17 protein-coding genes are annotated in these 14,437 nt (G+C 61.0%); 2 read left to right on the forward strand and 15 right to left on the reverse strand.

Annotation, left to right across the window (positions count from 1 at the left end):
- Genes J3R80_RS02625 through J3R80_RS02635 form a run of 3 tightly spaced genes read right to left on the reverse strand, consistent with a single transcriptional unit; the run spans position 1 to position 1,505 of the window.
- Positions 1-612, reverse strand: coding sequence for an NADH-quinone oxidoreductase subunit C (locus tag J3R80_RS02625; RefSeq protein WP_275392188.1), 612 nt, complete (start codon positions 610-612; stop codon positions 1-3).
- Between the two features lie 3 nt (positions 613-615).
- Positions 616-1,149, reverse strand: coding sequence for an NADH-quinone oxidoreductase subunit B (locus J3R80_RS02630; protein ID WP_091429419.1), 534 nt, complete (start codon positions 1,147-1,149; stop codon positions 616-618).
- The gene (locus tag J3R80_RS02635; protein ID WP_091429417.1) at positions 1,140-1,505 is read right to left on the reverse strand and encodes an NADH-quinone oxidoreductase subunit A; all 366 of its coding nucleotides are present in this window, start codon (positions 1,503-1,505) and stop codon (positions 1,140-1,142) included. The genes J3R80_RS02630 and J3R80_RS02635 overlap by 10 nt, the downstream gene beginning before the upstream one ends.
- Before the next feature lie 79 nt (positions 1,506-1,584).
- On the opposite strand from J3R80_RS02635, the gene J3R80_RS02640 reads away from it, so the two are divergent.
- Complete coding sequence (locus J3R80_RS02640) at positions 1,585-1,803, forward strand: hypothetical protein (RefSeq protein ID WP_275392189.1); 219 nt, start codon at positions 1,585-1,587, stop codon at positions 1,801-1,803.
- 2 nt (positions 1,804-1,805) lie between these two features.
- On the opposite strand, the gene J3R80_RS02645 is transcribed toward J3R80_RS02640, so the two are convergent.
- The 12 genes from J3R80_RS02645 to J3R80_RS02700 all read right to left on the reverse strand — a co-directional run bounded on the left by J3R80_RS02645 (position 1,806) and on the right by J3R80_RS02700 (position 12,951).
- On the reverse strand, positions 1,806-2,180 hold the full coding sequence (locus tag J3R80_RS02645) for a hypothetical protein (RefSeq protein ID WP_275392190.1): 375 nt from the start codon (positions 2,178-2,180) through the stop codon (positions 1,806-1,808).
- Between the two features lie 7 nt (positions 2,181-2,187).
- Positions 2,188-2,970, reverse strand: coding sequence for a crotonase/enoyl-CoA hydratase family protein (locus J3R80_RS02650; RefSeq protein ID WP_275392191.1), 783 nt, complete (start codon positions 2,968-2,970; stop codon positions 2,188-2,190).
- A 2-nt stretch (positions 2,971-2,972) separates the two neighbouring features.
- Positions 2,973-3,827 carry a hydroxymethylglutaryl-CoA lyase gene (locus tag J3R80_RS02655; RefSeq protein ID WP_275392192.1) on the reverse strand — a complete coding sequence of 285 codons (855 nt, stop codon included), beginning with the start codon at positions 3,825-3,827 and terminating at the stop codon, positions 2,973-2,975.
- Between the two features lie 5 nt (positions 3,828-3,832).
- Entirely contained in the window at positions 3,833-4,510 is a 678-nt protein-coding gene (locus tag J3R80_RS02660) for a glutathione S-transferase family protein (protein ID WP_275392193.1), read from the reverse strand.
- The gene (locus tag J3R80_RS02665; RefSeq protein ID WP_275392194.1) at positions 4,510-6,447 is read right to left on the reverse strand and encodes an acetyl/propionyl/methylcrotonyl-CoA carboxylase subunit alpha; all 1,938 of its coding nucleotides are present in this window, start codon (positions 6,445-6,447) and stop codon (positions 4,510-4,512) included. The genes J3R80_RS02660 and J3R80_RS02665 overlap by 1 nt, the downstream gene beginning before the upstream one ends.
- An 80-nt stretch (positions 6,448-6,527) precedes the next feature.
- Positions 6,528-6,968: a thermonuclease family protein gene (locus J3R80_RS02670; protein ID WP_275392195.1), complete on the reverse strand. Its 441-nt coding sequence runs from the start codon at positions 6,966-6,968 to the stop codon at positions 6,528-6,530.
- A gap of 4 nt (positions 6,969-6,972) precedes the next feature.
- Positions 6,973-8,577 (reverse strand): carboxyl transferase domain-containing protein, encoded by a 1,605-nt coding sequence (locus tag J3R80_RS02675; RefSeq protein ID WP_275392196.1) that lies wholly within the window; start codon positions 8,575-8,577, stop codon positions 6,973-6,975.
- 1 nt (position 8,578) lies between these two features.
- On the reverse strand, positions 8,579-9,166 hold the full coding sequence (locus tag J3R80_RS02680; protein ID WP_275392197.1) for a lysozyme inhibitor LprI family protein: 588 nt from the start codon (positions 9,164-9,166) through the stop codon (positions 8,579-8,581).
- A gap of 7 nt (positions 9,167-9,173) precedes the next feature.
- Positions 9,174-9,647 carry a lysozyme inhibitor LprI family protein gene (locus J3R80_RS02685; protein ID WP_275392198.1) on the reverse strand — a complete coding sequence of 158 codons (474 nt, stop codon included), beginning with the start codon at positions 9,645-9,647 and terminating at the stop codon, positions 9,174-9,176.
- Positions 9,647-10,807: an isovaleryl-CoA dehydrogenase gene (locus tag J3R80_RS02690; RefSeq protein WP_275392199.1), complete on the reverse strand. Its 1,161-nt coding sequence runs from the start codon at positions 10,805-10,807 to the stop codon at positions 9,647-9,649. The genes J3R80_RS02685 and J3R80_RS02690 overlap by 1 nt, the downstream gene beginning before the upstream one ends.
- Before the next feature lie 194 nt (positions 10,808-11,001).
- Positions 11,002-12,207: an aminotransferase class I/II-fold pyridoxal phosphate-dependent enzyme gene (locus J3R80_RS02695; protein WP_275392200.1), complete on the reverse strand. Its 1,206-nt coding sequence runs from the start codon at positions 12,205-12,207 to the stop codon at positions 11,002-11,004.
- Positions 12,208-12,246: 39 nt separating this feature from the next.
- Complete coding sequence (locus tag J3R80_RS02700; RefSeq protein ID WP_275392201.1) at positions 12,247-12,951, reverse strand: HAD-IA family hydrolase; 705 nt, start codon at positions 12,949-12,951, stop codon at positions 12,247-12,249.
- A gap of 130 nt (positions 12,952-13,081) precedes the next feature.
- On the opposite strand from J3R80_RS02700, the gene glmU reads away from it, so the two are divergent.
- Positions 13,082-14,437: a bifunctional UDP-N-acetylglucosamine diphosphorylase/glucosamine-1-phosphate N-acetyltransferase GlmU gene (glmU, locus tag J3R80_RS02705; protein ID WP_275392202.1), complete on the forward strand. Its 1,356-nt coding sequence runs from the start codon at positions 13,082-13,084 to the stop codon at positions 14,435-14,437.

The raw sequence follows: 14,437 nt of genomic DNA on the forward strand, positions 1-14,437 counted from the left end.
TCAGCCCTTGGCCTCGTCAGATTTTTCATCGCCGGGCAGAATGTAATTGGCCCCTTCCCACGGCGACATGAAGTCGAACTGGCGATATTCCTGGGTCAGCGACACGGGTTCATAGACCACGCGTTTCTCCACCTCGTCATAGCGCACTTCGGTATAGCCGGTGGTCGGAAAATCCTTGCGCAGCGGATGGCCGCGGAAACCATAGTCGGTCAGGATGCGGCGCAGGTCCGGATGGCCCGAAAACAGGATGCCGAACATGTCAAAGACTTCACGTTCGAACCAACCGGCCGAGGGGTGAACCTCGGTGATCGACGGCACCATGTCGTCTTCGCGCACGGCAACCTTCACGCGGATACGCTGGTTCGTATACATCGACAGGAAGTGATAAACGACATCGAAGCGTTCTTCGCGCGACGGATAATCCACCGCGGTGATATCCACCAGCGTCGAAAACCTGCAAGCTCTGTCGGTTTTCAGAAACTCGATGAACGCAGGGATGGCGGAGAGGGGCACCACCACCGTCAGCTCGCCAAAGGCGATGCCCCAGCTCAGCACGCAATCCGGGCGTTTGGCTTCCAGCAGGGCACCAAGTTCGTTCAGGGCGTCACTCATCGCTTACCTCACAATCGTGCCGGTGCGGCGGATTTTGCGTTGCAGTTGCAGAATACCGTAAACCAGCGCTTCGGCGGTCGGGGGGCAGCCGGGAACATAGATGTCCACCGGGACGATGCGATCACAGCCCCGCACCACCGAATAGGAATAATGGTAATACCCACCGCCATTCGCACAGGACCCCATCGAGATCACATAGCGCGGATCGGGCATCTGGTCGTAAACCTTGCGCAGCGCAGGGGCCATCTTGTTGGTCAGCGTGCCCGCCACGATCATCACGTCCGACTGGCGCGGAGAGGCGCGCGGGGCAACGCCATAGCGTTCAAGGTCGTAACGCGGCATGGACGCGTGCATCATCTCGACCGCACAGCAGGCCAGACCGAAGGTCATCCAGTGCAGCGACCCGGTGCGCGCCCAGTTGATGATGTCATCCGTGGTGGTCAGCAGAAAGCCCTTGTCGGCCAGCTGATCATTCAAAAGGCGCGTGCCATGCTCGCGGTCGCCTTGTGCCGTGTTGGCCCCAGTCATCACTCCCATTCGAGCGCCCCTTTTTTCCACTCATATGCAAAGCCGATCGTCAGAACGGCCAGGAACACCATCATCGACCAGAAGCCAACCATGCCCACATCCTTGAAGGCCACGGCCCACGGGAACAGGAAGGCGATTTCGAGGTCGAAAATGATGAACAGAATCGACACCAGATAGAACCGGACATCGAATTTCATCCGCGCATCATCAAAAGCGTTGAACCCGCATTCATAAGCACTGAGTTTTTCGGGGTCGGGATTGCGCACTGCCAGCACGACGGCTGCAAGGATCAGAACAAGTCCGATAACAATGGCTAATCCGAGGAAAATGATAATGGGGAGATATTCTCTGAGAAGGTCTTCCACGTGTGGCTCCTTTGAACGGTTTACCCGCCTGTCGCTAGCTCATTGCGGTTTACCGTTAGGGGGTGGCAGGGTCAACCGAGTGCATATCGCATTCAAGTTTATGAATACGATGGCAAAACCACATCGAAACGTATCAGTATACCGTTGTTTGCAAGGGTTTCAGCCACAGGTTAAGCATTTTGCAGGTGCAGAATTTCGTCACCTGTTAACCAAAAAACCATCGCGTTTTGCCGTTGCGCAGCAACTGGCGGGCAAAACCGGGTTGAGAAAAGAGACTCACCTGCTTGAATTTGCTTGAGGTTAACCCCACGCAAGCCGCAACCCGCACAGGACCAGCAGAACGGTCACCGGCCCCCAGAGCAGCCGTTCGGGTCGCGACGGCGTTGCAAGGTTGGCCACACATGTCAGGACTGTCGCCAACAGAGCTGCCCAGAACGTCCAGTCGGGAAGCGCGCTGATAATCCCGGCGCGTGCGGCCATTGCCCATCCCATCATGCCCAGAATTGCGCCCTGCCCCACGGCGGCAAATCGCATGGGCATAGGCAATCGTCCGGGCCATTTGCCACCATTTGCCAGATGCCCCCACGGCGCCCCTGCGGCCATGGCAGCCTGAAACAGCATGACCACGGCGATCAGCGCAACATAGCTATACCCGGCCAAGACCATCGCGGACATTTGCGACCTAGACCCAGCTGGGCTTGCGCTTGTCGAAGAAGGCCGCGATGCCTTCCTGCGCTTCGGCGCTTTCCCAACGGGCGACCAGACCAGCGATGGTCTCGTCGATGATGTCTTCGGTGATCGGGGGACCAAGTCGGCGGGCGAGCGCTTTGGCCTCGGCAACGGCGCCCGGGGCGACGGACAGGTATGGCTTCACCTCGGCTTCGACGGCGGCGTCCAGATCCTCGGGCGCGACAGCCTTGGCCAGAAGGCCCAGCGTCACGGCTTCGTCCGCGTCGAAAATGCGTGCCGACATGAACACACGCCGCGCCATGGCTTCGCCCAGACGGGCCAGAACATAGGGACCGATGGTGGCGGGGATCAGGCCCAGACGGGTTTCCGTCAGGCCGAATTTTGCACCACTCACACCGATAGACACATCCGACACCGACGCCATGCCGACGCCACCACCGAATGCCTGCCCCTGCACGCGGGCGATCAACGGTTTGGGCATTTCATTCAACGCATTCAGCATCATGGCCAGTTTCTTGGCCTCGACCCCGCGCGTCACCGGGTCTGCCGCCATCTGATCCTGCATCCACCGCAAATCACCGCCCGCGCAGAAGCTCTTGCCCGCCCCGGTCAAGACAACGACACGCACGGCGTCATCCTTGCCCAGCGCGCGGGCCGCGTCGGTCAATTCCTCGATCATCGTGGCCGACATGGCGTTGTGCTTGTCCGCGCGATCCAGAAGCAGGGTCGCAACACCGCGTTCATCTGTCGTGATGGAAATCGTCTCGTAACCCATAATCACTCCCCTGCCCGCATCTGCCGCGCCATCTGTGCGGCCTTGTCCAGAATGTCGCGATCCAGACCGGTCGCATAGCCCAACGCCGTCACCCGGTCATGCACCGCTTCGGTCGCCACGTTGCCCTGTGCGCCGGGGGCATAGGGACAACCGCCCAACCCGCCCACAGCGGCATCGAACACCCGCAAACCCTTTTTCAACGACGCCCCGATATTGTCGCAGGCCCGGCCCGCCGTGTCGTGATAATGACCGGCAAACATGTCCGGCCCGGCAACGCCAAGCACCGCGTCCAGCATCGCATCGATGCTTTCGGGCGTCGCCTGCCCGATCGTATCCCCCAGCGAAATCTCGTAGCAGCCCATCGCGATAAGCTGCTCGGCCACCCACGCCACCTTGTCCGGCGGGGTCGGCCCGTCAAACGGGCAGTCGGTCACGCAGGAAATATAGCCCCGCATCATGATCCCGGCGTCATTCGCGGCATCGGCCACGGGTTGGAACCGTTCAAGGCTTTCAGCGATGGTGCAGTTGATATTGGCCTTGGAAAACCCTTCCGACGCCGAGCCGAATATCGCGATCTCGTCCGCTTTGGCCGCCACCGCCCCTTCGAACCCGCGCAGGTTTGGGGTCAGCGCCGCATAGGACACATCACGGGATCGCTTGATCCCCTTCAGCACCTCGGCCGAATCCGCCATTTGCGGCACCCATTTGGGGCTGACGAAGCTTGCGACCTCAATACGCTTGAAGCCTGCACCGGAAAGAAGATCAACCAGCGCGATCTTCTCGGCGGTCGGGATCTGGCGCTTTTCATTTTGCAGCCCGTCGCGTGGGCCGACTTCGAAAATCTCGACATATTCCATCGGGGTCACTCCTGTGGAACGGGATAGAAATCACGGTCATAGAACCGTTGTTCGCCCTCGCGTTCGACCACGCGCTGATAGGACGGCATGGCTTCGATCCGCGCCTTGTAGGCCCGAATGTTTGGAAACTCGTCCAGTTTCACATAGTACGGCACAGCAAACAGGTTGAAGCCCAGCATGATATCGGCACCGGAAAAGCCACGATCCAGAAGCCAGTCGCGCCCCTCAAGCCGCGCCTCAAGCCCCACAAGCGTGTGCCGCAGCCGCGCCACGTTCAGCTTGATCACAATCGGGCTGGGTTTGGCAGGCGGGCGCAGGAAGATCATTTGCAGGTTCAACTGCTCGATCAGGCTGGCCATTGTCTCGGCGTAATGGATCCATTGCAAATAATCCGTCCGCTCGGCCCCGCCGGGATCGACGCCCAGCTCTGGCGCAAACTCCTCGATCAGATACTGGATGATGGCACCGCTTTCGCTGATCCGCTTTTGGCCGATTTCCAGGGCCGGGACGCGGGACGCGGGCGAAACCTCGGGCAGCTCGCCCTCATACATCTGTTTCGAGCCGATCTGGTATTCCACCACCTCAAGCGTGCGGCCCAGTTTTTCCTCAAGCCTGATTTCTTCAATCAGCCACAAAACCCGGATCGAACGGGCATATTGAACGTGATGCAGGCGGAAGGTCATCAGCTTTCCTCTTCTTCCTCTAGCCGAACAAGCGGCGCACCGGCTTCGACCTGATCGCCATCGGCACACAAAACCTCGGCCACCACGCCATCGCGGGCGGCGGTCAGGCTGTGTTCCATCTTCATGGCCTCCAGAATGGCCAGACGGTCGCCTTGCTTGACCTCCTGCCCGGCCTTCGCAAAGACGGCCTTAACCAGACCCGGCATCGGCGCTTCGACGACACCTGCCCCGGCGCCTGCCCCGGCGTCTTGGTCCAGCGGGTCAACCACGTGGAATTCCAACCCGGATTGCGCAAAAACAGTCACGACATTGACAGCCTTGGCAACGCGCGGGCCACGGTCGCCGCCCATCTTCCATTGGCCGTTCAGGCAGGTCGCCTCGATGCTGCCCTCGCCAACAGTGATAACATGACGGTCGGCACCGTAAGAAGTTACGACCACTTCATAGGTATCGTCGCCATGGGTCAGCGTTACAAAGTGGTTCAACCCGCCCCACAGGGTAAAGCCCGAGCCTTCGCGTTTCAGAAGCCCCAGCGCGCTGAGTGCAGCCGCCCCGACATCCGCCATGCTGGGGCCGGGATCGGCCGTCAAAGCCTCAAGATCGCGTTCGATCAGGCCAGTATCCACGTCACCTGCGGCAAAGCCCTCGTGACGGGTCAGCGCGCCAAGGAACGCAAGGTTCGTGACCGACCCCGCGACCTCGGTATGGGTCAGGGCCGAGGACATTTGCCGAAGCGCCGCCGCCCGCGACGCGGCATGAACGGTGATCTTGGCGATCATCGGGTCATAGAATGGGCTGATCGTGTCGCCCGCCCGCACACCGGTATCCGCCCGCGCCCCTTCGGGAAACTTCAGATGCGTGAGCGTGCCAGTGGCGGGCAGGAAGCCCTTGGGCACATCCTCGGCATAAAGCCGCGCCTCGAAGGAATGGCCGGTGATGGACAGCTCGTCCTGTTGCTTGGGCAGCCCCTCTCCGCTGGCTACACGCAGCTGCCATTCCACCAGATCAACGCCAGTGATGGCTTCCGTGACGGGGTGTTCCACCTGCAGACGGGTGTTCATCTCCATGAACCAGAACCCGTCGGTGCGCAGGCCATTCGCCCCGTCCACGATGAATTCCACCGTGCCCGCGCCCTTATAACCAATCGCCTCGGCGGCGCGTACACCCGCCATGCCCATCGCCTCACGGACGTCCTCGGTCATGCCGGGGGCAGGGGCTTCTTCGATCACTTTCTGGTGGCGACGTTGAAGCGAACAATCGCGCTCGAACAGATGCACCGCATGGGTGCCGTCGCCAAAGACCTGCACCTCGATATGGCGCGGGGAAAGGATGTATTTCTCGACCAGCACATCGGGGTTGCCAAAAGCGGTCTGGGCTTCGCCCTGCGCAGATTTCAGCGCGTCGGCGAAATCGGCAGGATTGTCCACCCGACGCATCCCCTTGCCGCCGCCGCCCGCCACGGCCTTGATCAGGACCGGATAGCCCATCTTTTCAGCTTCGGACGCCAGCAGCGCGGGGTCTTGGTCTGCACCGTGATAGCCGGGCACGACCGGCACGCCCGCATCGACCATCAGTTTCTTGGCCGCGTCTTTCAAACCCATCTTGCGGATCGCACCCGACGACGGGCCGATAAACACCAGTCCGGCTTTTTCAACCGCGTCCACGAAATCCGGGTTCTCGGACAGAAAACCATAACCGGGATGGATCGCCTGCGCGCCCGTGTCCAACGCGGCCTGAATGATCACATCGCCCTTCAGATAGGACTGCGCGGGCTGCGGCGGGCCGATATGCACGGCCTCATCCGCCATCTTCACATGGCGCGCCGCCGCATCGGCGTCTGAGTAGACCGCGACCGTTGCAACACCCAGTTTTCGGGCCGTGTCGATGACGCGGCAGGCAATTTCACCCCGGTTGGCAATCAGGATTTTTGTGAACATCAAGGTTCCTCCTTCGGGTGGAGGGCGATGCCCCCCGGCATTTCGGTTCACCGCCGGTCTGAGGGCGGCGTAAAGTCAAGTCAGCCAGCCAATCGATCACACCAGTTGATCCGCGCACCGGCGCTATAGGCAACCGCCAATCCTTCGCGGATCAGCGTCTTTCCAACATCCAGCCCGTCAGCAGAAAGCCGCACCAGCTCGCGCCCGTATTTGTCATGACCTTCATGACCAAGCGACAGCTCGGCACCGTTCACAAGCTCGCGCAGACGGCGCGTGGCCTTGTCGCCCAGCGCCTTTTCAGCAGCGCATCCCGGCTCTTTCGTCTCGGGCGTATCAAACCCAACCAGCCGCGCGGTGCGCGTACGGTCCGGGCATTTCAGCTCGACCGTGTCCCCGTCATAAACATAGCCAAGCTGACAGCCATCTATCGCGCTGGTCCGCGGCACGGGCGCGACGCGCTCTGCCAGCGAATACAGGACCAGAAACGTCAGTCCGCAATATATGACAAGATTCGTGTCCAAGGGCTCACATCCGGAAGACGCCGAACTTGGTCGGTTCAATCGGCGCATTCAGCGCGGCAAGCAGCGACAGATACAGCACCTCGCGCGATTTGCGCGGGTCGATAACGCCGTCATCCCACAGACGTGCCGAGGCATAGAGCGGGTGGCTCTGTTCTTCGAACATGTCGATGGTGGGCTGCTTGAATTCGGCTTCCTCTTCCGCCGACCATTCGCCGCCCTGACGTTCAATCGCGTCGCGTTTCACGGTCGCCAGCACGCCCGCCGCCTGTTCACCACCCATCACGGAAATCCGCGAGTTCGGCCAGGTCCACATGAAGCGCGGCTGATAGGCGCGCCCGGCCATGCCGTAGTTGCCCGCGCCATACGAGCCACCGACAACCATCGTCACCTTCGGGACGTTGGTGGTGGCCACGGCTGTCACCATCTTGGCGCCGTGACGGGCAATGCCTTCGTTTTCGTACTTCCGCCCTACCATGAAGCCGGTGATATTTTGCAGGAAGACCAGCGGGATATTGCGCTGGCTGCAGAGTTCCACGAAATGCGCACCTTTCTGCGCGGCTTCCGAGAAGATCACGCCATTGTTGGCGATGATCCCGATGGGGCAGCCTTTCAGGTGGGCAAAGCCGGTGACCAGCGTTTCACCAAAGCGCGGCTTGAATTCGTCAAAGCGCGAGCCGTCGACAATGCGCATGATGACTTCACGAATGTCGTAAGGCGTCTTCAGGTCGGCGGGGACCACGCCCAGCAGCTCTTCGGCGTCATAGGCGGGCTCTTCCGGTTCCTGCCATTTCACCGTGGCGGGCTTCGTGCGGTTCAGGCTTTCAACGGCGCGGCGGGCCAGCGCCAGCGCGTGGGCGTCGTCTTCCGCCAAATAGTCTGCCACGCCCGACAGGCGCGTGTGAACATCGCCACCGCCGAGGTCTTCTGCCGACACCACCTCGCCGGTTGCGGCCTTCACCAAGGGCGGGCCAGCCAGGAAAATCGTCCCCTGCTCTTTCACGATGATGGTCACGTCCGACATGGCGGGCACATAAGCGCCACCTGCGGTACAGGAGCCCATCACAACCGCGATCTGCGGGATGCCTTTCGCGCTCATCCGCGCCTGATTATAGAAAATCCGGCCAAAGTGGTCGCGGTCGGGAAACACCTCGTCCTGATTGGGCAGGTTCGCACCACCGCTATCGACCAGATAGATACAGGGCAGATTGCACTCTTCCGCAATTTCTTGCGCGCGCAGGTGCTTTTTCACCGTCATCGGATAATAGGTGCCACCCTTCACGGTGGCATCGTTGCACACGATCATGCATTCCTGACCATGAACCTGACCGATACCGGCGACGACACCTGCACAAGGGGCAGCGCCATCATACATGCCATGGGCAGCCGTCGCCCCGACCTCAAGAAAGGGCGATCCGGGATCCAGCAGGTTCGACACCCGGTCGCGCGGCAGCATCTTGCCACGGCTCAGGTGACGATCACGGGATGTCTGCCCACCGCCACCAACGGCGGCTTCGGCGGCATCCGCCACCACTTTCAGGGCTTCAAGATGCCCCTCGCGATTGGCCTTCCAGGCCTCGGATCCGGGGGTTGCTTGGGATTGTAGTTTCATCTCAGCATCCTTCGTGGTTGCAGATAGTGTCGCCGTACCTGTTCAGGTCGGCTTCGAGCACAAGCGCCTGACGGGCGGTCTGGTGCAGCATGCAGGCCACGGACGCGGGGCCGCCGCCTGTTCCTCCGCCCCATTTCGTGCGTTCATAATCGCATGACGCATCGCGGAACGTGATCCACGCGCGTTGCATCGCCAAAAGCGCGGGCGCTTGTTTTGGAGCGGCCGACCCAAGGGTCGCCATTTCTTCATCCTCGGCCTTCAGTCGGGTCATCAACAAACCATAGGCACGGTTCAGACGGCGATCCCAGTCTTCGTATTCCAACCCAAGGCAGGTCGACGTACCGACCGTGCTCAACCCGCCTTCGGTCGCCTCCATGCAATAGTTTGCCGCCGATCCAACGCAGCGCATCGGATCTCCATCATCACCGATGGCGGACAAACAGTCCGTGGTGGGGTGAAAGCTGTAGGTCATGTCCTGCGCAGGGGCCGGAAGGGACAGGAACAGCGATGCAATCGCCAAAACCGAAGGTGCGGCCACCGCTCGGAAGGATTTCGTGCCAGCCAGCCGGTGTTTGGTTGTCGATGTCATGGCAATATCACCTCATATCACGCAGTTCGATGGTCCGTCGCGCGGTTTGCACCATCATGCAATTGGCGGCCACGATCACCCGGATCGACCCGTCGCGCCAAAGCGCGTGGGCCAATGCACATTCCGCATCGCGAAAAACGATCCAGGCACGCTGCGCGGCCAGAAGCTGGTCCAGCACCACCTGATCCTCGGAGTAAGCCTGCCGCGTTGCCTTGTATTCCCGGTTCAACAGCACGTCCCAGGCTTGGGTCTCGGCCTGAATGCACTCGGAAATACCAATCGTGGTCTCGCCCCCTTGGGTCGCTTTCTGGCACGCATTAGATGCCTCGCCCAAGCAGGACGGGTCAATTGCGCCAGTGGGCGTCGATGCCAGACAGGCATCAACGGTGCCACTATTCAGGATGACATCCTGTGCCATGGCCTTCGCCGCGAAGACCGAAAGCCCAACGACCACAGACAAAACGCCCAGACGGAAACCCATCACATGGCCCCCATCAACTCGCGCCCGATCAGCATACGGCGAATTTCCGATGTGCCCGCGCCGATCTCCATCAGCTTGGCATCGCGGAAGATGCGGCTGACCGGCGTTTCGTTCATGTAACCCGAACCACCCATGGCCTGCACCGCCTGATGCGCCTGTTTCATGGCTTCTTCGGACGCATAAAGCACACAGGCCGCGGCGTCCTGACGGGTCACTTCACCCCGGTCACAGGCTTTTGCGACTTCGTAGACATAAGCCCGCGCTGAGTTCATCGCGGTGTACATATCCGCGATCTTTGCCTGCATCAGTTGGAAGTCGCCAATCGGGCGACCGAACTGCTTGCGCTCTTTCATATAGGGCATGATCTCGTCCATGCAGGCGGCCATGATGCCGGTGCCGATGCCCGACAGCACGACACGCTCGTAATCAAGGCCCGACATCAGAACGGCAACGCCCTTGCCTTCTTCGCCCAGCACGTTTTCAAACGGCACTTCCACGTCTTCGAAGATCAGCTCGGCGGTGTTCGACCCGCGCATCCCCAGCTTGTCGAAATGCGGCGAGGTACTGAACCCCTTCATATCCTTCTCGATGATGAAGGTGGTGATGCCCTTGGGGCCCGCATCCGGGTCGGTCTTGGCATAGACCACCAGCGTATCGGCATCCGGGCCGTTGGTGATCCAGAACTTGGTGCCGTTCAGCACGTAATAGCCATTGCGTTTCTCGGCGCGCAGCTTCATCGACACAACGTCCGACCCCGCGCCCGCTTCGGACATGGCCAGCGCGCCGATATGCTCACCCGAAATCAGCTTCGGCAAGTATTTCTGCTTCTGCTCTTCCGTGGCGTTGCGGCGGATCTGGTTCACGCACAGGTTCGAATGCGCCCCATAGGACAATGAAACCGAAGCGGACGCCCGTGCAATCTCCTCGACGATGACCACATGCGCCAGATAGGACATCCCCGCGCCGCCATATTCCTCGGGCGTGGTCACACCCAGCAGGCCAAGCTCGCCAAACTCGCGCCACAGCTCGTTGGGAAATTCGTTCTTCGCATCCACGTCGCCAGCAATGGGTTTGATCCGATCCTGTGCAAAGCGATGCACCATCTCGCGCAGCGCATTCACATCTTCGCCAAGATCAAAATTCATGGTGTGGTTGAACATCGGTCATCCTCCGTTTGGCGCGCCGTGCCGCCCGCCGTTATTGAACGCTTGTTCAGTTAATCGCGCAAAGCCCGATTCGGGTCAACACGCGCACAAACTCACGCAGCGTCACTTACACACCTGCCCGGCTTCTTCTGGCCCAAAATATCCTGGGGAAGAGCCAAATCCACGATTTGGCTCTGGGGCAACGCCCCCTAGCCCGCCCTTTGATACACCCGTGATACCACATCCCGAATGATCCGCGCGATCTGGGCGCAATCCTCGTGGCTGAAGGTCAGTGGCAGGCGCAGGTCCAGTATCCCGCACAGCACCCGGTCCGTCTTTGGCATCTTTGGCGCATCGGCATAACGCCAGCTGTCATAGCGGCTTGTGAAGCCCGCAGGCTCGGCCCCGCCGAACCATTTCAGCTCCACGCCGCGATCGGCACACCGTCGCACCACCTCCTGTACCTCGCGCTCAGTCCAATCCAAAAGCAAGAACTGGAACGACGACATGACGTAGCTCTCTTCAGCCGGTCGTTCGATCACCGTCAGACCCGGCGTGTCACGCAGTCCGGCCTCGACCACGCGATAGCGCGCATTCCATGCAGAGCATTGATCGTCCAACCCCGCCAACTGAGGCCGCAAGATCGCCGCCCGCAGATTGTCCATCCGACCCGAGATGTTGGGGGTAATATATTTCACCTTCTCGAACGCTTCTGGCGGCGGACCGGCCAAGTGACGTTCATAGAGCATATAGCTGCCCGACAAGATGATCGCGCGGGCCATTAAGTCGGGATCATCCGAGATCAAAAGCCCGCCCTCGCCCGAGTTCACATGTTTATAGGTCTGGGTCGAATAGGCCGCCATCGCGCCATGTCGCCCGGACAAGACCCCGTTCCAGCGCGCGCCCATCGTATGGGCGCAATCCTCGATCACCGTGACACCCGCCGCATCGGTGATCGCCATCAACCGGTCCATGTCACAGATATGCCCGCGCATATGGGACAGCAGCAGCACACGTGGGGCGTTCTTTTCGACCACGATCTGCGCCAGATGATCCAGATCAATGGTCAGCGCCTCGGTCACATCGACAAAGACCGGCACGGCGCCGACAGACGCAATCGCCCCCGGCACCGGCGCCAGTGTGAAGGCATTGGTCAGCACACGGTCCCCCGGCCCGACCCCCACGGCCCTCAGCGCCGTGGCAATCGCATAGCCGCCCGACGCCACGGCCAATGCGTATTTCGACCCCATCAGCGCGGCAAACTCCTGTTCCAGCAGCGCGGTTTGCGCGGTCTCTCCTTCGGCCACGTTGTAACGGTGCAATCGCCCATGGCGCAGCACATCCAACGCAGCCTCGATCCCCGCCTCGGGGATCGGTTCCTGTTGGGTGAAATTTCCTGTGAATCGTTCAGTCATACGACGACCCTGCGCAAGTGGGGGCACGGCGTCAATGTATCATCCGATCAACCCGGCCACCACGCGATCCAGATCGTCGAAATGATCCAACATTGCCTCGGGGTTCAGACGCGACACCCCAGGCCCTTCCGGACCAAAGCCCACAAGGATGCAGGGCACGCCTGCCGCCCGTGCGGTCAGCCTGTCGGTTTCGGTGTCGCCCACCAGCAGCGCACGGGCCGGATCGCCGCCGGCTTCTTGCGCGGCCGCCACAAACGGCGCGGGGTCCGGCTTGCGCGTCGGCAATGTATCCGCACCGATCAACGAGGTGAAACGATCCAAAACCCCCAGCCGGGTCAGCAAGAGCCGTGCCAGCCCCTCGGGCTTGTTGGTGCATATTCCCACCGCGTATCCACCATCATGCAATCGGGCAACCGCGTCCAGAGCGCCGGGATACAGGCGCGTGTGGTGGTCGATGTTCTCTTCATAGGCAACAAGCAGATTGGGAAACGCGCGCTCGACGTCATTTTCGTCGACCACCCCGCCATTCACCCGTGAGAAGCCAAGGCGCAGCATCGCACGACCACCGTGAAAAGCGGTCAGCTGGTCGGCGCTGGCATCCAGCACCTCGCCATGTCCCAGCGCGATGAAACACGCGTTCGCCGCAGCGATCAGATCGCCCGAAGTGTCCGCCAACGTGCCATCCAGATCGAATATCACCGTTCGTCTTCCGGGGTGCCGCCCCGGCGTTGCCTTGTTCGTCATGATACCTTCAGCCTTTGGATTTTCCACGCAAAGCCTGTAACCTCGCGTAAGGTTAATTGAACAGCTTTCGCTTGCGAGCCGCGCCCCAAGGGGTAAAACGGGCGAAAAGAAATTGAAAGAGCAGATAGATATGGCAACCGCCCTGATTGTCCTTGCCGCTGGCATGGGAACACGGATGAATTCAGACCTGCCCAAAGTCATGCACGAGATTGCAGGCGCACCGCTTTTTGCACATGCGCTGGCCTCTGGTGCTGCCCTGTCACCGGATCGCGCGGTGCTGGTTGTGGGCCACGGGGCCGACATGGTCGGGGCCGCGGCCAAAGACATCGACCCCGAGATCATGATCGCAGTGCAAGAAGAACAGCTGGGCACCGGCCATGCTGTGCAACAGGCGCGGTCGGCTCTGGATGGGTTCGACGGCGATGCAGTCGTGCTGTACGGTGACACGCCCTTCATCCGCCCCGAAACGCTGGAGGCGATGGCTGCCGCGCGCACCCGCGGTGCCGATGTGGTCGTTCTGGGATTCGAGGCCGCCGACCCCGGTCGCTATGGCCGCTTGATCGTCGTGGATGGTGCGTTGGATCGCATTGTTGAATTCAAGGATGCATCCGCCGACGAACGCGCCGTAACCCTTTGCAACAGCGGCGTGATCGCCGCAGATGCAAAACTTCTGTTCGACCTGCTGGACGGGGTCGGAAACGACAATGCCGCCGGTGAATTCTATTTGCCCGATATCGTGTCGGTTGCCCGCGCCCGCGGGCTGACCGCGTCGGTGGTCACCTGTGACGAGGCTGAGACTTTGGGCATCAACTCCCGCGCCGAACTTGCCGCCGCCGAGGAGGTCTTTCAGACCCGCGCCCGCGATGCGGCACTGGAGGATGGCGTGACCCTTGTTGCCCGCGACACGGTATTCTTCGCCCATGATACTGTTATTGGCCGCGATTCTGTGATCGAGCCGAACGTGGTCTTTGGCCCCGGCGTCACCGTCGAAAGCGGCGCGCGTATCCGGGCATTTTCGCATCTGGAAGGGTGCCATGTCTCACGCGGAGCAGTGGTCGGCCCCTATGCCCGCCTGCGCCCCGGTGCCGAACTGGCCAATGACGCCAAGGTTGGCAATTTTGTCGAGATCAAGAATGCCCAGATCGAAGAAGGTGCGAAGGTCAACCACCTGTCTTACGTGGGCGATGCGCGCGTGGGGGAACACGCCAATATCGGCGCGGGCACCATCACCTGCAACTATGACGGCGTGTCCAAGCACCATACCGACATCGGTGCACACACCTTCATCGGGTCGAACACCTGCCTTGTGGCCCCGGTTTCGGTGGGCGATGAAGCGATGACAGCAACCGGCACCGTGGTCACGAAAAACGTGCCTGCCGGCGCCATGGCCGTGGGCCGCGCCAAGATGGAGGTCAAACCCGGCCTTGCCATCAAACTGTTTGCAAAGCTCAAGGCCGCGAAGGCCAAACGCCAGAAAGGGTCCTGA

This window comes from Aliiroseovarius sp. Z3 (genome assembly GCF_029105185.1).
GTDB lineage: Bacteria > Pseudomonadota > Alphaproteobacteria > Rhodobacterales > Rhodobacteraceae > Aliiroseovarius.

Coding starts and splice junctions, on each gene's coding strand:
- J3R80_RS02680 (WP_275392197.1), bottom strand. CDS start 9,166: ATGACATCGACAACCAAACACCGGCTGGCTGGCACGAAATCCTTCCGA.
- J3R80_RS02650 (WP_275392191.1), bottom strand. CDS start 2,970: ATGGGTTACGAGACGATTTCCATCACGACAGATGAACGCGGTGTTGCG.
- J3R80_RS02625 (WP_275392188.1), bottom strand. CDS start 612: ATGAGTGACGCCCTGAACGAACTTGGTGCCCTGCTGGAAGCCAAACGC.
- glmU (WP_275392202.1), top strand. CDS start 13,082: ATGGCAACCGCCCTGATTGTCCTTGCCGCTGGCATGGGAACACGGATG.
- J3R80_RS02695 (WP_275392200.1), bottom strand. CDS start 12,207: ATGACTGAACGATTCACAGGAAATTTCACCCAACAGGAACCGATCCCC.
- J3R80_RS02685 (WP_275392198.1), bottom strand. CDS start 9,647: ATGGGTTTCCGTCTGGGCGTTTTGTCTGTGGTCGTTGGGCTTTCGGTC.
- J3R80_RS02655 (WP_275392192.1), bottom strand. CDS start 3,827: ATGGAATATGTCGAGATTTTCGAAGTCGGCCCACGCGACGGGCTGCAA.
- J3R80_RS02700 (WP_275392201.1), bottom strand. CDS start 12,951: ATGACGAACAAGGCAACGCCGGGGCGGCACCCCGGAAGACGAACGGTG.
- J3R80_RS02660 (WP_275392193.1), bottom strand. CDS start 4,510: ATGACCTTCCGCCTGCATCACGTTCAATATGCCCGTTCGATCCGGGTT.
- J3R80_RS02690 (WP_275392199.1), bottom strand. CDS start 10,807: ATGTTCAACCACACCATGAATTTTGATCTTGGCGAAGATGTGAATGCG.
- J3R80_RS02665 (WP_275392194.1), bottom strand. CDS start 6,447: ATGTTCACAAAAATCCTGATTGCCAACCGGGGTGAAATTGCCTGCCGC.
- J3R80_RS02645 (WP_275392190.1), bottom strand. CDS start 2,180: ATGTCCGCGATGGTCTTGGCCGGGTATAGCTATGTTGCGCTGATCGCC.
- J3R80_RS02630 (WP_091429419.1), bottom strand. CDS start 1,149: ATGGGAGTGATGACTGGGGCCAACACGGCACAAGGCGACCGCGAGCAT.
- J3R80_RS02675 (WP_275392196.1), bottom strand. CDS start 8,577: ATGAAACTACAATCCCAAGCAACCCCCGGATCCGAGGCCTGGAAGGCC.